This is a genomic window from Neobacillus rhizosphaerae (assembly GCF_937468385.1).
Lineage (GTDB): Bacteria > Bacillota > Bacilli > Bacillales > Cytobacillaceae > Neobacillus > Neobacillus rhizosphaerae.
In genome coordinates, this window is record NZ_CALBWS010000027.1 from 1 (window position 1) to 25,793 (window position 25,793).

Consider the following 25,793-nt stretch of genomic DNA (forward strand, 5'->3'; position numbering starts at 1 on the left):
ACTATTCTCCTTTTCATGGAATAAGTACAAATGATATTCTTTAACAAAAAAATAGAAATTATGCTAAAAGTTTTTTTATATTATGGGTTTATTTACCTTGGTTCTTAATTAACTAAACTGCTTCTTTAGTTTAAGTACATTTCTTCACAATCTCTTCTAAAATATACATTTGTTTTGATAATGAGTTACTCAACAATCTAGCCCTATAATGAAAAAAATGAGCGTCTATCCTTGTTACAGATAAGCGCCCTTTAATTGAATGGTTATGGCTTGAAAATTAAATGCTTTTTAATATTTTTGCTGGATTTCCAGCCACTATTGTATTTGCAGGAACATCTTTTGTAACAACAGAACCAGCAGCTACAATTGAATTATCACCAATAGTAACTCCAGCTAAGATTACACAACTTCCACCAATCCATACATCGTTACCAATTTCTATTGGTATTGCATATCCACTTTTATTCCTACCTTTAGGTTCAATTGAATGACCAGCAGTATATATTCCGACGTTAGGTCCTATCATGCAGTTGTCACCAATTCTAACTTCAGCCATATCTAAAATAGTGCAATTATATCCAGCATAAAAATCATTGCCAACATGAATGTTATAACCCAAGTCACAATGGAAATTATGTTCTATACTAGGGTTCATGCCCACACTCCCAAACAAGTCCTTAATAATTTCCTCTTTCCTTGTTGCTTCATCAACAACGATTTTATTAAATTCTTGAATAAGTTTATTTGCACGATTGTTTTTCTTTTTTAACTCCTCTGTGCCTCGTTCATAATAGACTTTTTCTTTATTTTTATTATGCATATCTTAAAATCCCCTTTATTGTTAATGAGTTAATACAACATTACCATTTTTTCAATAAAGTTGTTGTTCAATTATTTGGCCCGATAATGAAATTTAGGGCGCTTCTTTTTTTTCCGTTAAAGCGCCCGACTGTGGTAGATACATTATCCTCAATTACTTCTTTGAATTAAAAAAAGTTCATAATTAACCTCCTCGCATTATTTTTCTTTTAACATTGAATACTTTCGATAAGCTTTATAGAAACTGGTACCAAAGAAAACAACCATAAGGGCGGGAAGCGACCTCAAAAGGGCAAATGGAGTTTCAAATAAAAATGCTTTCCAAAATAATGCACCTTTCATACTCCAAAGACCTTCAGCTAAATATAAACCTGAATCCTTGTAAAACATATAAGAAAAAGGCAATAACAGCATACCTAAACCAGATGAATAACCCATCAATCTTTTATAATAATTACTCTTTGATTGGCGATCCGAGAAGATTTCATTTTGATCATCATCTTCTTTTTGCCAATATCGAATTCCACCAAGCCAGGAGTCATTTATATAAATCCAACCGAAGTCTTCATATATCCCTTTGTAATCTTTGAACTTTTTCTTTGATAAATAATCTTGATAATCCAGTCGCATCACATATCTCTTGTCGGTTTTTTCGAAAGTGTATATTCCTAATCCACTAATATTTGTACAACGATAGTCTTTTTGTAATTGCTCGTTCAGCCATTGCTCCTCTTTTTCAATATCAAAAAACATCTTAAATTTCTTCATTCGATTCACTTCCTTCGTACAGGGATAAAATATGCAATAACCTGTTTTGTTCCATTTTCAAAATGGCGCTTCCTTCCGCAGTTATCATATAAACTTTTCTCCGACCTGACTCTCCAACAGGTTCAATCCAACCATGCTTATTCAAGTTTTCAATCGCACCGTATAATGTACCAGCTGCTAAAATAACAGTACCGTTACTTATCTTTTCTATCTTCTGCATTACGGAATAGCCATGGAGTGGCTCACGCAGAGCTAATAAAATATAATGCATGGTTTCAGACAACGGTAATAATTTATGTTTCATATATCCTCACCCTCTATTCAGTTCGACTATATAGTTCAACTTAATAATAACATAGTACAGTTCAACTGAATAGTCAACAACATTTTCAAAATTAGTCAAAGGAACTTAAAGAAAAAAGCTTGATAACAAGGGAAAAATCAATCTAAAAAGTCGCTTTCCTTACGTAAGGGAAAGCGACTTTTTGTGTAGTCTTATTCAATTAAATTGCCCTATAATGAAAAAAGCACTGTTCCTTATTACAGGAAAGCGCCCGATTGTTGAACAATGAAATATGCGAAAGAGTTGCAAACATGAGTTCTAATTTATTTGACTAACACACCCGTTTAGCCATCCATGACGCAGTAAAATCACTGCTTCACCACAGAGAATGAAAAGGGTTTCAACCGTCAATACTGCTTCTACGGCTGGGGAGAGGAAGGTCGATGAACTATGGTGCGTTATCCGTTAGTCTGACTTCACCGACCACGGTGCACCATGAAAAAGAAAAAAGATGAATTAGAACTGGCCTTGAAAGGTTATATTGGCCCTCATCAGCGATTAATGTTGAAAACCATCTTAGGCCACATTGATTTTCTTACTCAACAAATCGAGCTGCTCGATCAGGAAGTTGCGAAAAGACTCGTCCCTCAAGAGGAAGATATCGAAAGACTCGATTCCATTCCCGGAATCGCAAGGAGAATGGCCGAACAGATTCTGTCGGAAGTCGGAACCAATGAGAAATCCCAGTTTCCGAGTGCAGTCCATATGTGTTCCTGGGCCGGCCTTGTACCAGAACAGAATGAAAGTGCAGGTAAGAGGAAATCGGCCAAGACCAAAAAAAGAAACAAGTATTTAAGTTTTGCATTAACAGAAACAGCTCATTCATTTCGTTAGGACCAATCAACGCCACTCCAAGAGGATTGCAACTTTCGCAACAGAACAATTTGGCCGAGATGATACGTATCGTGCATCATGATATTGCTGAGTAAACGCTCAATAGAGTAACTGTTAGCTGCATACGGAGCTGATAACTTTTCATCGTCAAGGTCCGCAATGACCGTTTTTAATTTATTCATGACTTCATAAAGGCGCTGCACTGTCTGGGCCCACCCAATTTCGTCTTCTGGATCCCCCGGATTTCCAAAGGTTTCATCATTGCCTTCTGCTTTATGCGGATTCTCTGTGCCCTTAATTCGATGGATCACGTCTTCATTCCAAAATGTCAAGTGGTTGACAATCTGCCAAATCGAATTGCTGATTCCCGAACTTGTCCATGCTGCCTCAGCTGCGATGACTCCATGAAGCGCCTGATCCATAGATGCAAACCACTCATTCTTATAGCAATGCATGTCGAGTTGTTCTAAAAACATTTTGGCTACAACTTGCATAAAACCAATCTCCTCACTGTTTAGTGTAATCTTTCAAAGTTAAAAGACATGAAAAAATCTGAGTATAGTATAAATAATCGTTCCTAAAAAGGTATAAACCAAAACCAAGTGTGTCCCTTCCATATTGGGGATACATTTCTCTCCAGCTTCTAATTCTCTCCAACATGGCAGGGTAATCCGAATCTTCCGGGTGACGATAACAATAATCCTCAATCGATTTCGAAAACAGCCATTCATACGCATCAAAATCATCTTCATTTGCTACTGTCGATCATATAACGAAAAAATGTTCTCAATGAAATCCTCCAATCATTTATTTTGAGAATACAACAAAACCAAGTTCACTATGACTTATTCGTCTCATCCAGTTTAAATTCCTTCTTCATGTACCTGACTACAATTCGCCTAAACTTTAACCTAGTGCTGTTCAACAATATGGCCCTTTAACGGAATAATCTTTTCACGATAAAAACACCCCTTTATTTAGATAAAGGGTTATCCAAAAGGGGCGAATCTTCTCAACATTTTTATAAACGTCGTGACTTTGTTTTAAACATCGCATCTTTTTTACAAACATCGCGACTTTATTTCAAAACCACATTAAAGAAGAAAAATGCAACATTTTTTACCTTAAAAAAGCAATTTTCCTTTTCATTTATAGAAATCAAGCAAATAATTTCAAAAAAATAACGCATAAAGTTTCCAAATAGAAACTTTATGCGTTATTTCACAGTCATATTTAAGTAATCAACAAAAACTCTCGTGACAATTTAAAGCATAATATTGTCACCAATCATTTTTAAGCATAAGGATGTCATTGTGACATTTTTATGCTTTAAGTTACACAAAAATAAAAAAACCACCAAATATGTATTGGTGGAGACGGCGGGAATCGAACCCGCGTCCAAAGATATCGCCACTTAAGCATCTACGAGTGTAGTCGATATATTGGCATTTCGCTGAGTCTTCTGCCTATCGACCGGCGTCCGGTCAGCTAGCCTGGTTGTTCTCTTCCTTCATCCTCAGGCGGTGGAATCCGGCGTAGCCCACTTAGAGTGAGTCCCTTACCCTACCACATGGGCAATGGAGGGAGGAACCGCTATGCAGTATTAAGCTGCGAAAGCGAGGTTGTTGTTAGTTTTGCCAGTTATGGCTTTGACGTTTTAACGAGGCCGATCCCCTCGACTCGCAACCTAAGCTCAAACTACCCCTGTCGAATCCGTAGCGTCCCCATTATAAAATGAGCTGAAATCTAGTTAAAGATTCTAGCATCAGACGTTAGGATGCTCAACAATTATTTGAGCAAAAATTTCTGCCGCTCACCAAAGCGACAAACTTATTATAACACATTTTACGGATTTTTCAATTGTAAGTATTTGTAAGTTTCGCGTTTTGCCCAAGCAACCGAAATATTACATCTTTTGACGATCACGGAAGACTCGTTCGATTTCACGTTTCGCTTCTTTTTGCTTTAAGGCTTCACGCTTATCATAATTCTTCTTCCCTTTTGCCAAGCCAACTAACACCTTACAAAAACCATTTTTTAAATAAAGCTTCAATGGGATAAGGGCGTAGCCTGCCTCTTTCGTTTCTCCGATCAGCTTATTAATTTCACGTTTATGAAGCAACAGTGTTCGTGTCCTTAATGGGTCGTGATTATAGCGGTTTCCCTGCTCATATGGGCTGACATGCATCCCAAATAAAACGACTTCTCCATTTTGAATCCGAGCGTAGGAATCCTTAAGATTCACTTTACCAGCACGAATCGACTTGATTTCCGTCCCCTGGAGAACGATGCCTGCTTCGTACGTTTCTTCAATAAAATAGTCATGGTAAGCCTTTTTGTTTTGTGCGACTACTTTTCCTTCACCTTTTGGCATTTTTTCCACCTCATCTATGGATTTTATTTTAGCAGAATTATGATAGCCATACAATCAAAAGAGGCCTTGTGCAAAGGCCCCTTACATTTATTATTTATTTTTTCGCTTTGTACTTTTTGACTTAGGAACATTATCGTAAAATTTTCGTTTCTTTTTCTTTTTGTTCCCCTGACCGCCAGCTGATTCCGGTGTTTGGCCATTTTGATTTCGTCCTTGGTTGCGGTCACCTTGCTGCTTATTTCGGCGCGGTTTATGCGTATCACTGCCTGTTTTAAAAACCTTCGGCGTCTCAGACCGCTCGCGACGTGTACCCTTCATACCGACAATTTCAAAATCAATCGAGCGCTCATCCTTATTAACTTTTACCACCCGAACGGTAATTTCATCTCCTATTCGGAACACATTTCCGGTCCGCTCGCCAATCATTGCGAGATGCCGCTCGTCAAAGCGGTAGTAATCATCGGTCATATAGCTGACATGGACAAGGCCTTCAATCGTATTCGGTAACTCAACGAACATTCCGAAGTTGGTTACCGAGCTGATGATCCCGTCATATTCGACGCCAATCTTATCTTCCATGTATTCCGCTTTCTTCAATTCGTCGGTTTCGCGCTCGGCATCCACAGCACGGCGCTCCATTTTCGAAGAATGCTGGGCAATCTCAGGTAAGCGGGCATTCCATTTTTCCCTTGTTGATTCATCGAGCTTTCCTTCGATTAAATACGTACGAATTAAACGATGAACGATGGTATCAGGATAACGACGAATCGGTGAGGTGAAATGGGTATAGAACTCGGTCGATAATCCGAAGTGTCCGAGACTTTCAGGGTCATATTTTGCCTGCTGCATCGAACGCAGCATAACGGTCGAAATCACCATTTCTTCCGGCTTACCTTGTACCTCTTCAATAATTTCTTGAAGGGCCCTAGGGTGTACATCATTGGCCGTCCCTTTCACAATGTAACCAAAATTGGTGATAAACTCAAAAAATCTCCGGAGCTTATCTTCCTTTGGATCCTCGTGAATACGGTAAATAAACGGAACATCCAGCCAGTGGAAATGCTCAGCCACCGTTTCGTTTGCCGCTAACATAAACTCTTCAATAAGGCGCTCAGCAACGGAACGTTCTCTGAGAATAACATCGGTTGGTTTGCCTTCCTCATCGACCAATACCTTTGATTCTTTAAAGTCAAAGTCGATGGCGCCACGCTTCATCCGTTTATTGCGGAGAATGGCTGCCAGCTCTTCCATCATTTCAAACATCGGCACAAGCGGTTCGTACCGTGACCGAGCTTCCTCATCTTTATCAATAAGAATCAGATTCACGTCATGATAGGTCATCCGCTCCGTTGTTTTGATCACACTCTGAAAAATTTCATGAGAGACAACGGTGCCCTCTGGTGAAATTTCCATATGACATGACAGCGTTAGACGGTCAACCTTTGGATTTAATGAGCAAATTCCATTAGACAATCGGTGCGGAATCATCGGAATCACTCGGTCTACTAAATAAACACTTGTGGCCCGCTCCTCTGCCTCGAGGTCGATTGGCGTTCCTTCTTTTACATAATAGCTAACATCGGCGATATGAACACCAAGCTTGAAGTTGCCATTTCCAAGCTTGGTAACGGTAACAGCGTCATCAAGGTCTTTGGCATCAGCCCCATCAATGGTAACAATTGTTTCGTTCCGTAAATCGCGACGATTGGCCAATTCACTATCATCAATTGTATCTGGCGTGTTATTTGCCTGCTCTAGTACATCATCGGGAAAAGCCATCGGCAAGCCGTGCTTATGTATGACGGATAGAATGTCCACTCCTGGGTCGTTTTTGTGACCAAGAATCGTAATGACTTCACCTTCCGCACTTTTTCTACCCTCGGGATACGTGATGAGCTTTACAACGACTTTATGTCCTTCGACCGCTCCCTTAGATGCGGTTTTGGGAATAAAAATATCACTGGCAAATTTTTTATCATCAGGAATGACAAAGCCAAAGCTTTTGCTTTCGACATATGTTCCCACGACTTGCTGGACGCCTCGTTCAATGATGCGAATAATACTGCCTTCCCGGCGCTGCCCTGAGGTTTCTGATGAAACTCGAGCTAAAACGGTATCTCCATGCATGGCCGTGTTTGTTTCATTAGGGGGTATAAAAATATCATCCATTCCCGGTTCATCCGGCGTCACAAACGCAAAGCCTTTCGCGTGGCCAATCAACCTTCCGCGAATTAAGTTCATTTTTTGCGGCAGACCGTAACGGTTGCTGCGGGTGCGAACCACCAGCCCCTTTTCTTCCATTTGGACGAGTGCTTTGACAAACTCTTTAAAATCACTTGAGTCCTGGATGCCAAATGCCTCTTCCAGCTCTTGGACGGTTAATGGCTTATATGCCTCGTCCCTCATATATTGCAAAAGCTTATCAATGTGCTTTTGTATGTTATCTTCCAAACTGATCCCTCCTTAGGGTACTTTATTAATCGTGCCAGTCTAACTTTTCTAAAAAGGCATAAATATCCTCGTGCAGTTGATCACGTTCCCTATCAAGCGTAATGACGTGGCCGGATTCTTCATACCATTTGATTTCCTTTATTACTGACTCTATGTTCTCGTAAATAATGTTGGCACTTTCCGTGTTAATCATTTTATCGTGACGAGCCTGAACCACAAAGGTAGGTGCATAAATCATATCGACATTTTCTCGGACATCGGCGATTAATTGTTGAAGTGCCTTTAATGTTTTCATTGGTGTCTTTTTAAACTCATTCATTTCCATTTCGATTTGCTCGTCCGTTTTTCCTTCTCGACTTTTAAATTCACGAGCATATTCGAGAATTCCTTCAAACATAACTATTTCACTTTTTATATGCATGGGTGCGCACATCGGTACAATTGCTTTTATAGGTACAGTGTATCCCAATTTCAAGGAAAATACGCCGCCAAGAGAGAGTCCAGCAACAGCGATTTCTTCATGGCCTTTATTTTTTAAAAATTCATATCCATTTATGACGTCCTGCCACCAGTCTTCAGGGCCAGTATGTACAAGTTCTTCAGGAGGTACTCCATGACCTTTGTAATGAGGTGCATGGCAGGTGTAGCCTTTTTTTTCAAGGAAACGTCCAAGCATCCGGACATCTGCCGAATTGCCAGTAAAACCGTGAAGCAAGAGGACTGCCCTTTTTCCTCCTTTAAAAGTAAATGGTTTCGGTATAGTGACTTTCATGTAAAAAAACTCCCTTAATTACTATTAGCTTATTTTAGTTTAAGCAATGAAGTGGTGAACATGCTAGAAAAAAGACTTTTGACGGAGATATGTTCTGCTGAAAATTATTTTTCAAAACAGATTGAAATTTAGATATCGCTGGTATGTGTTGTGATTCCGCTAACTTGGGACGGGATTCCGCTAACTTTGGGGATTATTCCGCCAACTTTTGGATATATTCCGCCAACTCGGGACGGGATTCCGCCAACTCGGGACGGGATTCCGCCATCTCGGATTATTTCCGCCGTCTATCGGATTTATTCCGCCAACCCGAGATGGGATTCCGCCAACTAAGACTTATCCCAACGCTTAAAATCCCCTTAGGTATCACAGCAAAAAACGATCCACAACAACAAAAACCCGGCTCGCGGCCGGGTTTTAACTGTCTAATATTAGATTTTAAAGTAAGTAACGGCTAGGGCAAGAAGGAAGAACAATACTGATAATACAACCGTAATACGATGTAGAATCAAGTCAATACCTCGTGCTTTTTGCTTGCCGAATAGGGATTCAGCACCACCAGAAATGGCACCGGATAATCCAGCGCTTTTACCTGATTGAAGTAAGACAACCCCAATAAGTCCAATACTTACAATAACTAATAAGATTACGATAAATGTATGCATGAAGGCCACCTCCTGTTAGACGTACATTTCACAGTATATTAAATTTACCATAATATTTCCCTTTTAACAATAGAGTTATTTGTAAAAGGCTATAAGAATGATGTGATAATCCCTATTGGTTATCGTAAAATCGAGGCTGCCATCCTTACATATGTGTGTCTCTTGCCTCTTACGACAATCGAATAGGCTGTAATGTTCTCTGGAATCGTCATACCTGCGGCACCAGCATCACCTACATGAAATAAATCTGCCCCAGCCATTTTACTATTTAAGGCAATTTGCTTAATCGTCGCTTCATCCGCGCCTTCTTGACTCGTACCTGTTGTCAGAATGGCCAGCGCGCCCTTCTCATGAACTACGTCTACTAATTTTGCCGTTTTTTCGACGGTGAAGCCCGGAACTGTTCCCGGTGAAGGGATAAGGATAATATCCGCTCCTGCTTCGATAAACGAATGCAGTGTCTCCGTGGACATAAGGCTACTGCCAACCTCGCCAGCCACTCCAGCACTATGCATTTTTCCTGCGATGATCAAGCCCTCTGGACCGAAAATCCTCCGTGTCCTCTGAATTGCCTTTGTTATTTCCGCATTGCTGACACCCGTTTTCGGATTTCCTGTTAAACAGACAAAATCAAACCCGAGGTCCTTCGCTTTTTGCAGTGATTTTTCCGTTGCCAGTCTACCCTCTGGGAGCTTATTTAAGGCTTCTACCGTCTCAGCATCCACATCAACCGGCTCTAAATTAAGACCAATTGGACGTCCAACAAGCTTTTTCAAGGTCTGAACCAGGGTGTCAGGCACCTCAACTTCTAATCCCTCCATGCTCGGGTTAAATACATCAAAGTAGTTTAGTAAAATAAGGTCGGCACCAAAGGCAGCAGCCATTTCCGCGTTGGTTACCGCAGGATAATAAGGGGTAACAGCACCGATTACCTCAGCAACAATCGTTCTTCCTTCCGATGCGAGGATCGATTGCCGCAAATCCCTTCCATTCATTTTTTCAAAATCAGATGCTGTACAATCTAACAAACGTTTCATATTTTTCGCCTCCTCTTTATACAAAAAATACCACAATATCGAGGATTGTGGTAGAAAAAAGGCACTCATTTGTGAACTGCACCCCTCATTGTTAGAATGTGTCCAACAATGAGGGTGCAGTTCAATATGCTGAGTGCCCTTTGGATGCAAAAATTATTTGCTTAAGTTATAGAAAGATTTAATTCCGTTGAATTGAGCTGTTTCACCTAAATTATCTTCAATGCGAAGCAATTGGTTGTATTTTGCGATACGGTCTGTACGAGATGGTGCACCCGTTTTGATTTGACCTGCATTTGTTGCCACCGCGATGTCAGCAATCGTGTTATCTTCAGTTTCACCAGAGCGGTGTGAGATAACGGCAGTGTAGCCAGCACGTTTTGCCATTTCAATTGCATCGAAAGTTTCAGTCAAAGTACCAATTTGGTTAACTTTAATGAGGATGGAGTTTGCAATTCCTTTTTCGATACCTTCAGCTAGCTTCTTCGTGTTCGTAACGAATAAATCATCACCAACTAATTGAACTTTTTTACCAAGACGTTCTGTTAAAAGCTTGTGACCTTCCCAGTCATTTTCATCAAGACCGTCTTCAATTGAAATGATAGGGTATTTATTAGCAAGCTCTTCGTACCAATCAACCATTTCTGCAGAAGTTTTCACAACACCTTCACCTGCAAGATGGTATTTACCATCTTCTTTATTGTAAAACTCTGAAGATGCTGCATCCATTGCAAGCATAACTTCTTCGCCAGGCTTGTAACCTGCTTTTTCGATTGCTTCCACTATTGTTTGCAGTGCTTCTTCGTTTGAGCCTAAGTTTGGTGCAAAACCGCCTTCGTCACCAACAGCTGTATTAAGACCTTTGCCTTTAAGAACTGTTTTTAAAGTGTGGAAAATTTCCGCACCCATGCGAAGTGCTTCTTTAAAGTTTGGTGCACCAACAGGCATAACCATGAACTCTTGAATGTCAACGTTGTTGTCAGCATGTTCGCCGCCGTTAACGATGTTCATCATTGGTACTGGAAGCTGTTTAGAATTGAAGCCGCCAAGGTATTGGTATAAAGGAATATCTAGGTAGTTTGCTGCTGCATGTGCAACGGCCATGGACACACCAAGGATAGCGTTGGCACCTAATTTACCTTTGTTGTCTGTTCCATCAAGCTCGATTAACGCGTGATCAACTGAAACTTGATCTAACACACTGAACTCTTCGCCAACAAGATATGGCGCAATAATTTCGTTTACATTGTCTACTGCTTTAAGAACACCTTTACCAAGGTAGCGTCCTTTGTCACCGTCACGAAGTTCCACTGCTTCATATTCACCAGTAGAAGCACCACTTGGAACTAATGCGCGACCAAAAGCGCCTGATTCTGTAAATACTTCAACTTCAACTGTTGGGTTCCCACGGGAATCTAATACTTCACGAGCGTATACATCTGCAATAAATGGCATTCAAATCTCTCCTTAAAAATAATATGATTATTTAATTAATGATTTTCCAGTCATTTCTGCTGGTTGTTGAAGCTTTAATAAGTCTAACATAGTTGGAGCTAAGTCTCCAAGGATACCGCCGTCACGTAATTCCACACCTTGCTTGGTGACAATTACTGGTACCGGATTAGTCGTGTGCGCGGTCATTGGCTCGCCTTCTAGTGTAATAACTTCGTCGGCATTTCCGTGGTCAGCAGTGATGATCGCTGAGCCACCTTTTTCAAGGATTAAATCAATAATTTTTCCTAAGCACTCATCCACGGTTTCAATCGCTTTAATCGTTGGTTCAAGCATGCCTGAGTGGCCAACCATATCAGGGTTAGCAAAATTTAAAATGATGGCATCAACTTTATCCTCTTGTATTTCCTTCAATAAGGCATCCGTTACTTCATAAGCGCTCATTTCAGGTTGAAGGTCGTAAGTCGCAACCTTTGGTGAGTTGATTAGAATCCGCTCTTCGCCAGGGAATTTCTCTTCACGGCCGCCGCTCATAAAGAAGGTGACGTGCGGATATTTCTCTGTTTCAGCAATTCTTAATTGCTTCAGCCCATTTTGTGAAAGAACTTCACCTAAAGTATTATCCAAGTTCGATGGTTTAAAGGCAACATAACCATCAACTGTTTCACTAAAATGTGTTAAGCAGACAAAGAATAAATCCTTTGGATGCTTCGGTCCGCGGTCAAACGCGCGGAAGTCTTTGTTTGTGAACGTATTCGAAATCTGGATGGCACGGTCTGGACGGAAATTGTAAAAAATAACTGCATCGTTATCTTTAATTGTTGCCACTGGCTGGCCATCTTCTTTTGTGATCACAGACGGGATGACGAATTCATCAAAAATGCCATGTGAGTAGGAATCTTCAACAACCTCTAATGGATTATTGTAAGCAGGACCTTCGCCATACACCAGCGAACGGTATGATTTTTCCACACGTTCCCAGCGCTTGTCTCGATCCATCGAGTAATAGCGGCCAGAAACGGTAGCGAATTCGCCAACGCCATACTCCTTCATTTTATCCAGTGTTTGCTGAATATATGTTGCTGCTGTTTTCTGACCAACATCGCGGCCATCAAGGAAGGCATGGACATATACCTTTTCAATGCCTTCTTCTTTTGCAAGCTTCAACAAGGCAAACATATGTTGAATATGGCTGTGAACACCGCCGTCTGAAAGTAGGCCAAATAAATGAAGGGCTGTACCGTGTTTCTTTACATGTTCCATTGCACCAGTGAATGTTTCATTTTTTTCAAATTCGCCTTCACGAATGGCAATGTTGACGCGGGTTAAGCTTTGGTAAACTATGCGTCCGGCACCGATATTCAAATGTCCTACTTCCGAGTTACCCATTTGTCCTTCTGGAAGACCAACTGCCTCACCCGATGCGGTTAAATGAGAATGGGGATAGGTGTTCCAAAGACGGTCAAAATTTGGCTTTTTGGACTGTGCCACCGCGTTCCCTTTTGTCTCACCCCTGCAGCCGAAGCCATCAAGGATGATGAGAGCAACTGGAGATTTACTCATACTTACCTGCCTCCAGTAATTGTAAAAATGATTGTGGTTCTAGGCTGGCTCCGCCCACTAACGCACCATCAATATCAGATTGTGCCATGTATTCTTTAATATTTTCTGGTTTCACACTGCCACCATATTGAATTCGTACGGCATCAGCAACATCTTGGGAAAATTGTTTGACCACAACTTGGCGGATGTGGGCACAAACATCATTTGCATCCTTCGATGTCGACGATTTTCCTGTACCAATTGCCCATATTGGTTCATAGGCAATCACCGTTTGTTTTACTTGATCGTCTGTTAATCCTGCTAGTGCCTTTGCAACTTGGTCACCGACTAGGTTATTGGTTTCGCCATTTTCACGTTGCTCTAGAGTTTCACCACAGCAAACGATTGGTGTTAGATTGTATTTAAAAGCAGAAAGCGTCTTTTTGTTAACAGCTTCATCTGTTTCATTAAACATTTCCCGACGCTCCGAGTGACCGATGATAACATATTGAACACCGAGGTCCTCGAGTGCTTTCGGGCTAATCTCACCTGTAAACGCACCGCTTTCTTCAAAGTGCATGTTTTGAGCACCAATTTTCACATCGCTACCTTGGGCTGCTTCCACAAGGCTTTGTAAAAATAAAGCTGGCGCGCAAATGACAGATTCCATTTTGTCTGCGGCAGGCACAAGTCCTTTTACTTCCTCAGCAAAGCTCTTTGCTTCGGAGAGTGTTTTGTTCATTTTCCAGTTCCCTGCAATGATTGGTTTACGCATGAGTGGCACATCCTTTCATGGGTTGTTAAAACGCAATTTGTAGATATCGCTCTGAAAATTGTAGATATTCGCTATGCAATTTGTAGATATCTCATTAAATTTACAAATATAAATTATTTTTACGAAAAAAACTATTTGTCGTTCAAAGCAACTACGCCTGGCAATGCTTTTCCTTCCATAAACTCAAGGGAAGCGCCGCCACCTGTGGAAATATGACTCATTTTATCTGCTAAGCCAAATTTTTCGACTGCTGCTGCTGAATCGCCGCCGCCAATTACTGAATATGTACCTTCCGCTTCGGCAAGTGCTTCGGCAACAGCTTTTGTTCCGTCGGCAAATTTATCAATTTCAAACACGCCCATCGGTCCGTTCCAAATAACCAATTTTGATTTTTGAATGACATCACGATAAATTTCTGCTGTTTTTGGTCCGATATCGAGTGCTTCCCAATCAGCAGGAATTTCTTCGATTGCCACTACTTTAGAATTGGCATCTGCTGAGAAATCATCGGCTACTACCGCATCAACTGGCATATAGAAATTAACGCCTTTTTCTTTTGCTTTTTCAATAAATGATTTAGCAAGGTCAATCTTGTCTGCTTCAAGCAGCGATTTCCCGACTTCATGGCCTTGCGCTTTAACAAACGTATAAGCAAGACCGCCGCCAATGATTAAGTTGTCGACTAATTCTAACAGATTTTCAATAACACCAATCTTGTCCTTTACCTTAGCACCGCCGATAATCGCTGTAAATGGACGTTCCGGATTAGAAAGGGCTTTACCAAGTACTTCAAGTTCTTTTTCCATTAAGAAGCCGGAAACAGCAGGAAGATTGTGAGCAATTCCTTCCGTTGAGGCATGGGCACGGTGAGCAGCTCCAAATGCGTCGTTCACATACACATCAGCAAGCTCAGCGAATGATTTCGCTAACTCTGGGTCATTCTTTTCTTCACCAGGATAGAAGCGGACGTTTTCAAGAAGAAGCACGTCACCTTCCTTCATCGTCTCAATCAAGGATTTCACAGAATCACCGTAAGCTTCATCTGCCTTTTTCACGTCTTTACCAAGAAGTTCAGCAAGTCTGATGCCGACTGGAGTTAAGCGCATTTCTTCAACCACTTTGCCTTTTGGACGACCAAAATGGCTTGCTAAAATCACTTTCGCGCCTTGTTCCATTAAGTATTGGATCGTTGGTAGCGCTGCACGAATCCTCGTTTCATCGGTAATTTTCCCATCCTGCATTGGCACGTTAAAATCTACCCGGCAAAAAACGCGTTTACCTTTCACATCAACATCTTTAAGTGTTTTCTTGTTCATTGTAAAGGATCCTCCTAATGTATTGGATTGTGGAAAACTACATTAAAAAAGGAGAGGGGGAATCCTCCCCACTCCCCTTTGGAAATACCATTTCATTATAATCATATTCTAGATAAAAAACCAATTTAAACTAGAAGATTAAAGTCCTTTTGAAACGATGTAATCTACAAGGTCAACAACGCGGTTAGAGTAACCAACTTCGTTATCATACCAAGAAAGTACTTTTACCATGTTGCCTTCAAGAACCATTGTTGATAAGGCATCAATGGTAGAAGAAACAGTAGAACCGTTGTAGTCGCTAGAAACTAATGGAAGTTCGCTGTATGCTAAAATTCCTTTTAATGGACCTTCAGCAGCTGTTTTCAATGCTGCATTAATTTCTTCAGCTGTTACTTCTTTATCCAATTCTACAACTAAGTCCACAATAGAAACGTTTGGAGTTGGAACGCGCATTGCCATACCGTTTAATTTACCTTTAAGTTCAGGTAAAACAAGAGCAACTGCTTTTGCAGCTCCAGTTGATGTTGGGATCATGTTTTCAGCTGCTGCACGAGCACGACGGTAGTCCTTGTGTGGCAAGTCAAGGATTTGTTGGTCATTTGTATAAGAGTGAATAGTTGTCATCATACCGCGCTTGATTCCGAAAGTATCATTCAACACTTTTGCAAACGGTGCAAGACAGTTTGTAGTACAAGAAGCGTTAGATAATACGTGGTGGTTATTTGCATCATATTGATCTTCGTTAACACCCATTACAATTGTGATATCTTCGTTTGATGCTGGTGCAGAGATAATAACCTTTTTCGCACCTGCTTCAAGGTGTTTCGCGGCATCTTCACGTTTTGTGAAACGGCCTGTTGATTCAACCACTACTTCAACACCAAGGTCGCCCCAGCCAAGTTGTGCAGGGTCACGCTCAGCGATAACCTTTACTTTGTGACCACCAACTACTAAGTATTCACCGTCAACCGTAACATCTTCAGCAAGAGTTCCGTGAACAGTATCATATTTTAAAAGATGTGCAAGCATATTTGCATCTGTTAAGTCATTGATTGCAACGATTTCCACATTGCTATTGTTTAAAGCCGCACGGAATACGTTACGACCAATACGTCCAAATCCATTAATACCAACTTTTACTGCCATGATAAAATTCCTCCTTTTATTGGGTAAAGATGTATTATTTTAAAAGGATTTACCCTTTCAATAACCTTTTTGCCACACCCTCATCGGTAATTAAAATCGTCGATGCTGGTGCTTGTTTAAAGTATGCCTTGATAGCCTTTGCTTTTGAGGTCCCGCCTGCAACGGCAATGACATTTGGAATGTGGGCCAAGTCTTGAAGCTGAAGTCCAATTGTTGATACCTTGTGAACGATCTCGCCCTGTTCATTAAAATAATAGCCAAAAGCTTCGCCGACTGCCTCCCCACTTTCAAGCTTTTCTTTGATTTCGGGGTTGGTTTTTCGCCGCTCAGCCATTGTGATAGCATCTCCAATTCCATGGAGAACCATGCTTGCTGATTTTATTAGCTTTAGAACCTCATGAATATCAGGCTCTCTAATCAGAGATTGATAAATTTCTGAACTGACCTGATCGGGAACGTAGAAAACGCGATGTTTAGAATCGGTGTTTTTCGCCATATTCGAGCAAATCGTGTTTGCTTGATTAGCAACATCTTCACCAACTCCGCCTCGTGCTGGAACAAAAAGTAACTCCTGCTGATTCAACTCTGGCGTTAATCTTTCTGCGACAGCAGCCATGGTTGAACCACCCGTAACAGCGATGATATTTTTCCCGCTTAGCAGCTTTTTCATGCAAATAGCACTAGCTTTGCCAAGTTCACCTTTAACCATTGCTGATTCGTCGCTATCACCGGGTACTATAACGACTTTCTTAATACCGAGCAGATGCTTCAATTCTAATTCCATTACATCAATACCCTTTAACTCGCGCATTAAGCCTTCCAAATCCTCAAGTAAATTTTTTCCTTCCGAGGTTAAAATCATCCCCAAATTATTACGGTAAATAAGGTTTTGCTCTTTGAGGAAGTCTACTTCACTACGAAGGATTCTTTCTGTAAATCCAAGACTAACAGCTAAACTCCTTCTTCCCACCGGCTGCATAAATCCTATGTACCTAAGGATGGAATATCTTTTTTGCAAGACTTGAAGTAGATCGGGTAATAATCTTTTTTGGATATCGATAAATGACTGCATGAATCGCAAGCTCCTTTATTCTGTGTAGTTGGTCGTAAAATGTCCACCGTAGACATATTATGTCCCGCCTACTCTAAAAAAAATCACCCCTACTACAATTTTCATTGTAGCAGGAGTAAAAACCTATTTCAACCTATTTCAACCTAAATTTATCCGTTTTTTTCTTGTAAACGATTACTTATGTCAAATTTGTCAACAAAGCCAAATCCGACCTCTTCCCCGTCGATATGAACGACTGGAATCATTAATCCATAGTGTTCGGTTAATTCATCACTTGTTTCAATATCAATTTCTTCCAGTCGAAAATTCCAGTCCTCTTTCAGTTCCAGAAGTGTCGCTTTTGCTTTATCGCATAGCGGGCAACGATTTCTGGTATATAACGTGATAATTGTTTGCGCCATTGTTCTGTTCCTTTCTCAGTTGAACCTTTTTCTTTTAGAAGAAGAGGGGATCCCCAACTGGTCGCGGTACTTAGCGATGGTTCTCCTTGAGACAACAATTCCCTGTTCCATCTTCAATTGTTCGACAATTTCTTGATCAGAAAGCGGTTTTTCTTTTTTCTCTTGGTCTATTAATTGTCTAATTGTATTCTTCACCTGTGTCGATGAGGTATTTTCATCCCCGGAGACCGTTTGGATGGTGCTAGTGAAAAATGATTTTAATAGAAAGGTCCCAATTGGGGTTTGCACATATTTTTCCCGAACTGCTCGACTGACAGTCGATTCATGAACATCGAGTTCCGCGGCGACTTCCTTCATCGTCATCGGAACTAAATATTGCAAGCCTTTTTGAAAAAAGGATGTTTGTTTTTCAACGATTTTAGCAACAACCCTTGTTAATGTCTCTTTTCGCTGTTCAATACTTTTTATAATCCATTGATAATCCTGGAGCTTATCCTGTAAAAAGCTACTGACCTGTTGATCCTGGTCCTTGAATTTTTTATAATATTGCTCATTAAAGCTTATCCTTGGCAGGGCATCATCAAACATGCGGACCGTTAGACCGGAAGCCGACTGTTCCACGATGGCATCGGGAATAATATACGTCGTGGACTCTGTACGTAAGATGGCACAAGGCTTTGGATCAAGCAATTGTATTTCGTCAGATACATTTTGAATCTCCTTAAGTGATACCTGTAATTCCTTCGAAATTTGCTTCCATTTCTTTTCGGCAAACGGGATGAAATAGTTGGAAATTATGTTTTGGGCAAGCTCGTTATCTGGATTTTTATAATAAATTTGCATTAACAGACACTCTTGAAGGTTCCTTGCACCGATTCCCGCAGGTTCAAGTGTTTGAATAACGGCAAGGCCCTCTTCTACCAATTCCTCTGATACCCGTAGTTTTTCAGCAATATTGGCAAGATCACCAAAAAAGTAACCGTTTTCATCAAGGTTTTGAATAAGATGGCGGATAACCTTTAATTGCTCCGCCGATAGGTTTGCTATATTTAATTGCGAAATTAGATAATCTTCCAGTGAAAATGGCTTATCGGCAATTTGCTCAATCCAGTCATTTTCCGCCTTGCGGTGCTTCCTTCGATTACGGTCAATGAGGGGATTCATCGGCTGAACATTCCCACTCTCAATCTGCATAAGGGGATTTTCGAGTGCCTTATTTTCTAAAAAATCAGCAAGTTCTTGAGCCGAATACTGCAATAAGGCAATCGCCTGTGATAACTCCTGCGTCATCGCCAATTTCAATGTTTGCTGCTGCCATAAACTCGCCTTCAAGTTCATTTGTCTCCCCCCTATGATCCTATTTTACATGAAAGAAGGGTTTTCGGGTAATGGAAATTGATATCTAGTTTGTTTAGTAATAATATTAATAAAATAAAAACCCCCTGTTTACACAAAACAGGAGGCTTTCATGACGCGCTCGGAGGGAATCGAACCCCCATTTTAAGAACCGGAATCTTACGTGCTATCCGTTGCACCACGAGCGCTAAATATTAGCGACTTACATATTATATGCCAGATTTGTTCACTTGGCAAGTAAAGAATAGGTTTTAAAGTTGGCTGGAATGGTTATGCTGAAATAGGGAAAGTTGTCGAACATTTAGAAGTTGAATTGTTTGACCTTTATTGACCATCGGTGTATGATAACAATACATATTATTTTTAACTTTCACACTCAGGAGGAGGAAGAAATATGAATTTGATTCCTACAGTTATTGAACAAACAAACCGCGGTGAACGTGCATATGACATTTATTCTCGTCTGTTAAAAGACCGGATTATTATGCTTGGCAGCGCTATTGATGATAATGTTGCCAACAGTATTGTAGCACAATTATTATTTTTAGAAGCGGAAAATCCCGAAAAAGACATTACACTTTACATCAACAGCCCAGGCGGAAGCATCACAGCTGGAATGGCGATTTACGATACCATGCAATATATTAAAGCAAATGTATCAACCGTTTGTATCGGAATGGCTGCATCTATGGGTGCCTTCCTACTTGCCGCAGGGGAAAAAGGAAAGCGATTTGCGCTACCTAATGCTGAAGTCATGATTCACCAGCCACTTGGTGGTGCTCAAGGGCAAGCAACCGAAATTGAAATTGCTGCAAAGCGGATCTTGTTCCTTCGTGAAAAGTTGAATGGAATTTTATCAGAGCGCACTGGCCAGCCACTTGAAGTGATTCAAAAAGATACCGATCGTGATAACTTCATGACTGCTGAAAAAGCAAAAGAATACGGCCTTATTGACAGCATCATCACTCGTAAACCTAATGAAACTACTGATAAAAAGTAATGAATACAGCAATCGGCTTCCGGGCCGGTTGCTTTTTTCTTTTTTAGCGGTAAATTTACGGATTACCTCCCCTATTTGGGGGGATTGGCATATTTTTCTTATGTTATGGCTCAATTTTTTATGAGTTATGGCTCAATTTTTTATGAGTTATGGCTCATTTTATCAATTTATTGGCTCATTTTTTCACTTTATTGGCTCATTTTTTCACTTTATTGGCTCATTTTTTCACTTTATTGGCTCATTTTTCGTATGTTACGGCTGTTTTACCATTTATTACAAAAAAAATAAACACTCCTTGACCGATGCCTCTGTTCATTCACACTAAAAAAGGGTTTGCCCTCAAATTTGAGCCAAACCCTTCCTAATTAATGATCTTTTTGAATAAAGTCAGATAAAACGTTGATGGCTCTATCCTCATCATCACCGTCTGCGATAATATTAATCACGATTCCTGAGCCGACTGCAAGGCTCATTAATCCCATTATACTTTTTGCATTTACCTTTTTGCCATCTTTCTCTAGAAAAATATCAGCTGAAAAGCGGTTCGCTTCCTGCACAAAAAGTGCGGCTGGGCGGGCTTGAAGACCCGTTTTCAATTTTACTTCTACCTGTTTCTCCAACATTACACATTTCCTCCCTATGTTTTAATTCTATATTCTTAAAACAAATTCATCATTTCACAAAGTTAACTCTACTCGACCCTAATAAAGGGCAATACTTTGGGCAATCATTGCCGCTTCCGCTAATTCCTCGGGGCTATTTCCCCGGCACGTAGCTTCTCCGCAATCTCATCAATCTTTCGCAAGCGGTGATTAATGCCTGATTTACTAATGGCACCACCAGAAACCATTTCACCAAGTTCTTTTAAAGTAACATCCGGATATTGCACCCGAAGTTCGGCAATTTCCCTTAACTTATCAGGTAAAATTTGCAGACCGACTGTCGAATCAATCAACCGGATATTTTCAACCTGTCTGATAGAAGCGCCGATGGTTTTATTCAGATTGGCGGTTTCACAGTTTACCAAGCGATTAACTGAGTTCCGCATGTCCCGAACAATCCGGACATCTTCAAAACGGAGCAGGGCATTATGAGCACCGACAATATTTAAAAATTCGGTAATTTTCTCGGCTTCTTTTAAATAAGTAATGAAGCCTTTTTTACGCTCAAGCGTTTTGCTATTAAGACCAAATGTATTCATTAATTCGCATAAAGAATCATTATGTTCTTTATAGAGCGAAGAAATTTCCAAATGATAAGAGGATGTTTCCGGATTATTGACGGATCCTCCTGCTAGAAAAGCACCGCGTAAATAAGAACGCTTACAACATTTCTTCTTTACAAGGTCCTGCGAAATATCGTGAATGATGGTAAATCCTTCACCAAGGATTTTCGTGTCCTCAAGAATTTCCTTGGCCGCCTGAGATAAACGGACAATATAGACGTTGTTTTTTTTAAGGCGCATTTTTTTTCGGACAAGCAGCTCTACCTGTATCTCATAGCTCTTCTTCAATAATGTATATATTCTTCTCGCTATTGCTGCATTTTCCGTTTGAATATCTACGACTAACTTACGGTTTGAAAAGGAAAGGGAACCGTTCATGCGGATTAAAGCCGAAAGCTCTGCTTGAATGCAGCATGTTTTCACTTCCAAATTGGTTAATTCCTTTTTCGTTTCCGAAGCGAAAGACATCCCTTCACCCCTTTATAAAAACCCACTATTTGTTTTTTCTAAAGACACTATCAAAATAACGTTTATTAACTGCACACTACTATCTACGCTTCATACCGCTTTTTGGTTTCATCTAACAGTATATTATATAAAATTTTCGCCACTTTTTTTGGGTCATGCCGAAGGGCGCCATTTTCCTGATAAGCAATATCTGCATGAACTACTTCAAGTCCAAGCTCAAAAAGCTGTGGTAAATCGTATATCACTGGGTCGGCCAGCTCTTCATTATAGCGAAGCTGAATATGCTGTGGAATTTCTTCGTTATTCACAAGAATCGTATTGATAAACGTATAGTTCATATGATCATAAATGGCCTTCACATGATCGCTCGCGGTATAGCCGTGCGTTTCGCCAGCCTGTGTCATCAAATTACAAATGTACACCTTTTTCGCTTGGGAGTGGCACACTTCATCCCCTAAACGCGGAACAAGCAGATTTGGCAGAATACTTGTATACAAGCTTCCAGGGCCAATAATGATTAAATCCGCCTGACGAATCGCTTGAATCGACTCTGGCAAGGCGCGAATTGTACTTTTTGACGTTAAAAAAACTCTTTTAATTTTTTTCCCTGAATAAGGAATTTTCGATTCCCCAGAAACAATCGCACCGTCCTCCATTTCAGCATGCAGAACGACACTTTGATTAGCGGCAGGTAACACCTTTCCACGGACATTCAAAATCTTGCTCATCTCTTGAATGGCATGAACAAAGTTTCCGGTGATGGAGGTCATCGCAGCCAGGATTAAATTACCCAGCGAATGTCCAGAAAGTTCATTTGACGTTTTAAAACGATGCTGAAACATTTCCTCAACCAACGGTTCCACATCTGACAGTGATGCTAACACATTGCGAATATCACCAGGAGGAGGAATGTGCAGGTCATCGCGCAAGCGTCCAGAGCTGCCGCCGTCATCCGCGACTGTCACAATGGCGGTAATATCAACAGGATACTGTTTCAATCCGCGTAATAACACAGGTAATCCTGTTCCTCCACCAATGACGACAATACGAGGCTGTCCTAACTCTCTCATGTAGTTTTATCCTTTCTCCTCTCAATGTCACGGTGGGATACACATGTATTATAATCATTTTGGAAAAATCGTCCTAGATATTCAGCTAAAGCAACAGAGCGGTGCTGCCCACCTGTACATCCAATCGCAATCACCAGCTGTGCTTTCCCTTCCCTTTTATAATGAGGAAGCATGAAGCTTAACAAATCTGTTACTTTTTCCAAAAATTTATGCGTTTCGTTCCATTTTAAAACATAGCTGGAAACCTCTTCATCCAGTCCTGTTTTTGGCCGCATATGTTCAATATAATGAGGATTCGGCAAAAAGCGCACATCAAAAACAAGATCCGCATCGATGGGAAGCCCATGTTTAAAGCCAAAGGACATGACATTGACAGTAAAGCTTATTTGTTTATTCGCAGTAAATTCCGTTAATATCTTCTCACGCAATTCACGTGGTTTCATCTGGGAAGTGTTGTAAATTAATTGGGCCCTGCCCTTAAATTCCTCCAGCAGCTCCCGCTCAAGCGTGATGCCCTCTAGAGGCAGCCCTGACTTGGCTAGCGGATGGGACCGCCTTGTTTCCTTATATCTACGGACTAATGTTGAATCATCCGCATCTAAAAATAATATCTGCGGCGTCACCCATGAAGTTTCCGCCAGTTCATCTAGTCCCTTAAATAAATGGTCAAAAAACTCTCGACCGCGTAGGTCCATAACCAAAGCAACTTTATTCATTTTATTCCCAGATTCCTTCATAAGTTCAAGAAATTTTGGGAGCAGCGTCGGCGGCAAATTATCGACACAGAAGAATCCTAAATCTTCAAAGCTTTGAATGGCTACCGTTTTTCCAGCCCCAGACATACCGGTAATAATCACCATCTGGGTTTCACTTATCGCACCGGTACTCACTTCAATTCCCCCTATTATATTAATTAACTCGGATCTAATCGGTAACTGATTAGTTGAAAATCTTTTGTATAGGTAAAAGTACCGTAAATAATCCCTTTTCCATGAATCATGTAATCAATGATATGATAATCACCGCCAGCCATTGGCAGACTATTTATCTGTTCAATCGGATGCCATGCCAGCTTTCCTTCTTCAGATTCAACTAAATCAATGCCATCTGAATCCGTTGCCGTAAAGGTAAACATCATCCACTCGGAAAGAAGCTCGTCGCCTTCCATCATAATCATCGTAAATATTCCTTTTAGTTGTGGGTTTTTTAGATAGATACCCGTCTCTTCACGGTATTCCCTGATGCAGGAATCCCGTACCGATTCGCCCGGCTCCATTTTTCCACCTGGAGCCACCCACCAGCCCCGACGCGGTTTTTGCAGCAACAACATTTGATTATTTCTTATCAATGCACAATTGGTGACCCGCTGCACAACACTCACCCTCTTTAAAAAGCATAATGCCTTGGTATTAAACTAGAATGACAAAACCCCAGTCTAACAAATAATTTATTCTATCCATTATACTATTTTTAAGATACAGTCACAATGAATACAAAATTGATATTTCTGTTAAAATTTTTTCCTATGTAGCTTGGTTAGCTTCCATTCTTCCATGGATATGGAAACCTCACTGATTGGCTAGCGTTTAAGTCGAAAAGACACATTGATCCGTTGCTTTTATTACGTTTCTATTTAGCCCAAAAAAAATGGCACAAGCTGCTGGGCTTGTGCACCATAAGGTATATATTTTAAAGGGGGTCAATTTACTTAATCATACCCTATCTTTATTTCACTTTTGTTACAGAAGAATTAAAACAGAGTTACTTTTTTGTAAATGAAACGCATAAGAAAATTAACAATCCGTGACCCATATTATTCAATTGTTGTTTATTTCTTTAGTTTCATCTCTTCCTTAAGCTCTTCGACAAAATGTTGGGCACTTTGCGCTGCAATGCTGCCGTCCCCAGTGGCTGTAACAATTTGGCGCAGGGTTTTTTCACGAATATCACCGGCTGCGAAAATACCAGGCACCTTCGTTTCCATAAGTTCATTTGTTTCAATATATCCATTTTCGTTCGTGATACCAAGGCTTACAAATGGCTTCGAAAGCGGCAGCATTCCGACATAAATGAAAACACCATCTGCCGGCAGTTCTTGTTCTTCTCCAGTTTGCGTTGAAACCAGGGTCACACTGCCGACTTTGCCATTTTTGTCATTAATCGACTTAATCGTATGGCTCCAGATAAAGTCCACTTTTTCATTGGCAAAAGCACGATCTTGAAGAATCTTTTGTGCGCGCAGCTGATCACGGCGATGAACAATGGTAACTTTGGAAGCAAAACGTGTTAAATAAACGCCTTCCTCAACAGCAGAATCGCCACCACCGATGACAAATAGTTGTTTTTCTTTGAAAAAGGCGCCATCACAAACGGCACAATAAGATACACCGCGGCCGCCCAGTTCTTTTTCGCCTGGAACGCCGATTTTTTTATACTCGGCACCAGTAGTGATAATGACAGAGTAAGCTTTATATTGCTTCGATCCAGCGGTAACGAGTTTGTAGTCACCATGATCAACGATTTCCTTAATATCGCCGTAAGCATATTCGGCGCCAAATTTTTTCGCATGTTCAAACATTTTCGTTGATAAATCAGGTCCTAATATGCTCTCAAAGCCCGGATAGTTTTCAACATCCTCGGTATTGGCCATTTGCCCGCCCGGCATGCCACGCTCAATCATCAGTGTTGAAAGATTGGCACGTGATGTATAAACTGCCGCCGTCATCCCCGCAGGTCCAGCCCCGGCAATAATGACATCATAAATTTTCTCTTCAGACATTGTTGGTTTCACTCCTTATTTTAAAAGCGGAAGCACCTTGCCCTGGGCAGCCCCGAAAACAAATGTTCTCGAGTATACGAAATATACACTTTGACTTCATATAGACGAGGTTATTTGCTCTCAAAGGGCTA

The 25,793-nt window shown here is 40.7% G+C and carries 25 protein-coding genes, 1 tRNA gene and 1 other RNA gene; 2 read left to right on the top strand and 25 right to left on the bottom strand.

Going from position 1 to position 25,793, the window contains the following annotated elements; all coding sequences use genetic code 11:
• Positions 1-277: 277 nt before the first annotated feature.
• From M5A78_RS17915 to M5A78_RS17925, 3 genes are all read right to left on the bottom strand, one after another.
• Positions 278-820 carry a sugar O-acetyltransferase gene (locus tag M5A78_RS17915; RefSeq protein WP_248736652.1) on the bottom strand — a complete coding sequence of 181 codons (543 nt, stop codon included), beginning with the start codon at positions 818-820 and terminating at the stop codon, positions 278-280.
• A 197-nt stretch (positions 821-1,017) separates the two neighbouring features.
• Positions 1,018-1,587 carry a DUF2812 domain-containing protein gene (locus M5A78_RS17920; protein ID WP_248736653.1) on the bottom strand — a complete coding sequence of 190 codons (570 nt, stop codon included), beginning with the start codon at positions 1,585-1,587 and terminating at the stop codon, positions 1,018-1,020.
• A complete protein-coding gene (locus M5A78_RS17925) occupies positions 1,574-1,891 on the bottom strand; it encodes a PadR family transcriptional regulator (protein ID WP_248736654.1) in 318 nt (105 codons plus the stop codon). Before M5A78_RS17925 ends, M5A78_RS17920 begins: the two co-directional genes overlap by 14 nt.
• A 474-nt stretch (positions 1,892-2,365) precedes the next feature.
• Between M5A78_RS17925 and M5A78_RS17930 the strand changes: the two genes are divergently transcribed.
• The gene (locus tag M5A78_RS17930; protein ID WP_248736655.1) at positions 2,366-2,764 is read left to right on the top strand and encodes a transposase; all 399 of its coding nucleotides are present in this window, start codon (positions 2,366-2,368) and stop codon (positions 2,762-2,764) included.
• Here M5A78_RS17930 and M5A78_RS17935 read toward each other — a convergent pair.
• The 16 genes from M5A78_RS17935 to M5A78_RS18010 form a co-directional block, all read right to left on the bottom strand.
• Entirely contained in the window at positions 2,761-3,258 is a 498-nt protein-coding gene (locus tag M5A78_RS17935; RefSeq protein ID WP_248736656.1) for a DinB family protein, read from the bottom strand. The two genes, M5A78_RS17930 and M5A78_RS17935, sit on opposite strands and share 4 nt — an antisense overlap.
• A gap of 874 nt (positions 3,259-4,132) precedes the next feature.
• Positions 4,133-4,490: a transfer-messenger RNA gene (gene ssrA, locus M5A78_RS17940) on the bottom strand.
• Between the two features lie 180 nt (positions 4,491-4,670).
• Positions 4,671-5,138, bottom strand: a complete 468-nt coding sequence (smpB, locus tag M5A78_RS17945) for an SsrA-binding protein SmpB (RefSeq protein ID WP_248736657.1) — start codon at positions 5,136-5,138, stop codon at positions 4,671-4,673.
• 90 nt (positions 5,139-5,228) lie between these two features.
• Complete coding sequence (gene rnr / locus M5A78_RS17950; RefSeq protein WP_248736658.1) at positions 5,229-7,589, bottom strand: ribonuclease R; 2,361 nt, start codon at positions 7,587-7,589, stop codon at positions 5,229-5,231.
• Between the two features lie 25 nt (positions 7,590-7,614).
• On the bottom strand, positions 7,615-8,361 hold the full coding sequence (locus M5A78_RS17955) for an alpha/beta hydrolase (protein WP_248736659.1): 747 nt from the start codon (positions 8,359-8,361) through the stop codon (positions 7,615-7,617).
• 431 nt (positions 8,362-8,792) lie between these two features.
• Positions 8,793-9,026: a preprotein translocase subunit SecG gene (gene secG / locus M5A78_RS17960; RefSeq protein ID WP_248736660.1), complete on the bottom strand. Its 234-nt coding sequence runs from the start codon at positions 9,024-9,026 to the stop codon at positions 8,793-8,795.
• A 119-nt stretch (positions 9,027-9,145) separates the two neighbouring features.
• A complete protein-coding gene (locus tag M5A78_RS17965) occupies positions 9,146-10,063 on the bottom strand; it encodes a DUF7916 family protein (protein WP_248736661.1) in 918 nt (305 codons plus the stop codon).
• A 153-nt stretch (positions 10,064-10,216) separates the two neighbouring features.
• Positions 10,217-11,515, bottom strand: a complete 1,299-nt coding sequence (gene eno / locus M5A78_RS17970) for a phosphopyruvate hydratase (RefSeq protein ID WP_248736662.1) — start codon at positions 11,513-11,515, stop codon at positions 10,217-10,219.
• 27 nt (positions 11,516-11,542) lie between these two features.
• A complete protein-coding gene (gpmI, locus tag M5A78_RS17975) occupies positions 11,543-13,075 on the bottom strand; it encodes a 2,3-bisphosphoglycerate-independent phosphoglycerate mutase (protein ID WP_248736663.1) in 1,533 nt (510 codons plus the stop codon).
• On the bottom strand, positions 13,068-13,829 hold the full coding sequence (gene tpiA, locus M5A78_RS17980) for a triose-phosphate isomerase (protein ID WP_248736664.1): 762 nt from the start codon (positions 13,827-13,829) through the stop codon (positions 13,068-13,070). Before tpiA ends, gpmI begins: the two co-directional genes overlap by 8 nt.
• Before the next feature lie 131 nt (positions 13,830-13,960).
• Positions 13,961-15,145, bottom strand: coding sequence for a phosphoglycerate kinase (locus M5A78_RS17985; RefSeq protein WP_248736665.1), 1,185 nt, complete (start codon positions 15,143-15,145; stop codon positions 13,961-13,963).
• 138 nt (positions 15,146-15,283) lie between these two features.
• The gene (gap, locus tag M5A78_RS17990) at positions 15,284-16,291 is read right to left on the bottom strand and encodes a type I glyceraldehyde-3-phosphate dehydrogenase (protein WP_248736666.1); all 1,008 of its coding nucleotides are present in this window, start codon (positions 16,289-16,291) and stop codon (positions 15,284-15,286) included.
• A 49-nt stretch (positions 16,292-16,340) separates the two neighbouring features.
• Positions 16,341-17,363: a sugar-binding transcriptional regulator gene (locus tag M5A78_RS17995; RefSeq protein WP_248736667.1), complete on the bottom strand. Its 1,023-nt coding sequence runs from the start codon at positions 17,361-17,363 to the stop codon at positions 16,341-16,343.
• A 149-nt stretch (positions 17,364-17,512) separates the two neighbouring features.
• Positions 17,513-17,764, bottom strand: a complete 252-nt coding sequence (locus tag M5A78_RS18000; RefSeq protein ID WP_248736668.1) for a glutaredoxin family protein — start codon at positions 17,762-17,764, stop codon at positions 17,513-17,515.
• Positions 17,765-17,779: 15 nt separating this feature from the next.
• Positions 17,780-19,102 (bottom strand): RNA polymerase factor sigma-54, encoded by a 1,323-nt coding sequence (gene rpoN / locus M5A78_RS18005; protein WP_248736669.1) that lies wholly within the window; start codon positions 19,100-19,102, stop codon positions 17,780-17,782.
• A gap of 134 nt (positions 19,103-19,236) precedes the next feature.
• Positions 19,237-19,308 (bottom strand) — tRNA-Arg (locus M5A78_RS18010).
• A 206-nt stretch (positions 19,309-19,514) separates the two neighbouring features.
• Here M5A78_RS18010 and clpP point away from each other — a divergent pair.
• Positions 19,515-20,120: an ATP-dependent Clp endopeptidase proteolytic subunit ClpP gene (gene clpP / locus M5A78_RS18015; RefSeq protein ID WP_248736670.1), complete on the top strand. Its 606-nt coding sequence runs from the start codon at positions 19,515-19,517 to the stop codon at positions 20,118-20,120.
• Between the two features lie 365 nt (positions 20,121-20,485).
• Here the strand turns inward: clpP and M5A78_RS18020 are convergent, their stop codons facing one another.
• From M5A78_RS18020 to trxB, 6 genes are all read right to left on the bottom strand, one after another.
• Positions 20,486-20,743, bottom strand: a complete 258-nt coding sequence (locus tag M5A78_RS18020) for an HPr family phosphocarrier protein (RefSeq protein ID WP_248736671.1) — start codon at positions 20,741-20,743, stop codon at positions 20,486-20,488.
• Between the two features lie 119 nt (positions 20,744-20,862).
• Positions 20,863-21,813: a DNA-binding protein WhiA gene (gene whiA, locus M5A78_RS18025; RefSeq protein WP_248736672.1), complete on the bottom strand. Its 951-nt coding sequence runs from the start codon at positions 21,811-21,813 to the stop codon at positions 20,863-20,865.
• Positions 21,814-21,896: 83 nt separating this feature from the next.
• The gene (locus tag M5A78_RS18030) at positions 21,897-22,883 is read right to left on the bottom strand and encodes a gluconeogenesis factor YvcK family protein (protein WP_248736673.1); all 987 of its coding nucleotides are present in this window, start codon (positions 22,881-22,883) and stop codon (positions 21,897-21,899) included.
• Complete coding sequence (gene rapZ / locus M5A78_RS18035) at positions 22,880-23,773, bottom strand: RNase adapter RapZ (protein ID WP_248736674.1); 894 nt, start codon at positions 23,771-23,773, stop codon at positions 22,880-22,882. The genes M5A78_RS18030 and rapZ overlap by 4 nt, the downstream gene beginning before the upstream one ends.
• Positions 23,774-23,796: 23 nt before the next feature.
• Positions 23,797-24,255, bottom strand: coding sequence for an 8-oxo-dGTP diphosphatase (locus tag M5A78_RS18040; RefSeq protein WP_248736675.1), 459 nt, complete (start codon positions 24,253-24,255; stop codon positions 23,797-23,799).
• A 456-nt stretch (positions 24,256-24,711) separates the two neighbouring features.
• Positions 24,712-25,662: a thioredoxin-disulfide reductase gene (gene trxB, locus M5A78_RS18045; RefSeq protein ID WP_248736676.1), complete on the bottom strand. Its 951-nt coding sequence runs from the start codon at positions 25,660-25,662 to the stop codon at positions 24,712-24,714.
• Positions 25,663-25,793: the final 131 nt, after the last annotated feature.

What these genes read in the sequence shown, in the direction of transcription:
- M5A78_RS17925 (WP_248736654.1), bottom strand. Translation starts at nt 1,891, where the DNA reads ATGAAACATAAATTATTACCGTTGTCTGAAACCATGCATTATATTTTA.
- M5A78_RS18000 (WP_248736668.1), bottom strand. Translation starts at nt 17,764, where the DNA reads ATGGCGCAAACAATTATCACGTTATATACCAGAAATCGTTGCCCGCTA.
- secG (WP_248736660.1), bottom strand. Translation starts at nt 9,026, where the DNA reads ATGCATACATTTATCGTAATCTTATTAGTTATTGTAAGTATTGGACTT.
- gap (WP_248736666.1), bottom strand. Translation starts at nt 16,291, where the DNA reads ATGGCAGTAAAAGTTGGTATTAATGGATTTGGACGTATTGGTCGTAAC.
- M5A78_RS17930 (WP_248736655.1), top strand. Translation starts at nt 2,366, where the DNA reads ATGAAAAAGAAAAAAGATGAATTAGAACTGGCCTTGAAAGGTTATATT.
- M5A78_RS17935 (WP_248736656.1), bottom strand. Translation starts at nt 3,258, where the DNA reads ATGCAAGTTGTAGCCAAAATGTTTTTAGAACAACTCGACATGCATTGC.
- rpoN (WP_248736669.1), bottom strand. Translation starts at nt 19,102, where the DNA reads ATGAACTTGAAGGCGAGTTTATGGCAGCAGCAAACATTGAAATTGGCG.
- eno (WP_248736662.1), bottom strand. Translation starts at nt 11,515, where the DNA reads ATGCCATTTATTGCAGATGTATACGCTCGTGAAGTATTAGATTCCCGT.
- clpP (WP_248736670.1), top strand. Translation starts at nt 19,515, where the DNA reads ATGAATTTGATTCCTACAGTTATTGAACAAACAAACCGCGGTGAACGT.
- M5A78_RS18020 (WP_248736671.1), bottom strand. Translation starts at nt 20,743, where the DNA reads ATGTTGGAGAAACAGGTAGAAGTAAAATTGAAAACGGGTCTTCAAGCC.
- M5A78_RS17985 (WP_248736665.1), bottom strand. Translation starts at nt 15,145, where the DNA reads ATGAACAAGAAAACACTTAAAGATGTTGATGTGAAAGGTAAACGCGTT.
- trxB (WP_248736676.1), bottom strand. Translation starts at nt 25,662, where the DNA reads ATGTCTGAAGAGAAAATTTATGATGTCATTATTGCCGGGGCTGGACCT.
- M5A78_RS17915 (WP_248736652.1), bottom strand. Translation starts at nt 820, where the DNA reads ATGCATAATAAAAATAAAGAAAAAGTCTATTATGAACGAGGCACAGAG.
- M5A78_RS17965 (WP_248736661.1), bottom strand. Translation starts at nt 10,063, where the DNA reads ATGAAACGTTTGTTAGATTGTACAGCATCTGATTTTGAAAAAATGAAT.
- smpB (WP_248736657.1), bottom strand. Translation starts at nt 5,138, where the DNA reads ATGCCAAAAGGTGAAGGAAAAGTAGTCGCACAAAACAAAAAGGCTTAC.
- whiA (WP_248736672.1), bottom strand. Translation starts at nt 21,813, where the DNA reads ATGTCTTTCGCTTCGGAAACGAAAAAGGAATTAACCAATTTGGAAGTG.
- M5A78_RS17955 (WP_248736659.1), bottom strand. Translation starts at nt 8,361, where the DNA reads ATGAAAGTCACTATACCGAAACCATTTACTTTTAAAGGAGGAAAAAGG.
- M5A78_RS18030 (WP_248736673.1), bottom strand. Translation starts at nt 22,883, where the DNA reads ATGAGAGAGTTAGGACAGCCTCGTATTGTCGTCATTGGTGGAGGAACA.
- M5A78_RS17995 (WP_248736667.1), bottom strand. Translation starts at nt 17,363, where the DNA reads ATGCAGTCATTTATCGATATCCAAAAAAGATTATTACCCGATCTACTT.
- M5A78_RS17920 (WP_248736653.1), bottom strand. Translation starts at nt 1,587, where the DNA reads ATGAAGAAATTTAAGATGTTTTTTGATATTGAAAAAGAGGAGCAATGG.
- gpmI (WP_248736663.1), bottom strand. Translation starts at nt 13,075, where the DNA reads ATGAGTAAATCTCCAGTTGCTCTCATCATCCTTGATGGCTTCGGCTGC.
- tpiA (WP_248736664.1), bottom strand. Translation starts at nt 13,829, where the DNA reads ATGCGTAAACCAATCATTGCAGGGAACTGGAAAATGAACAAAACACTC.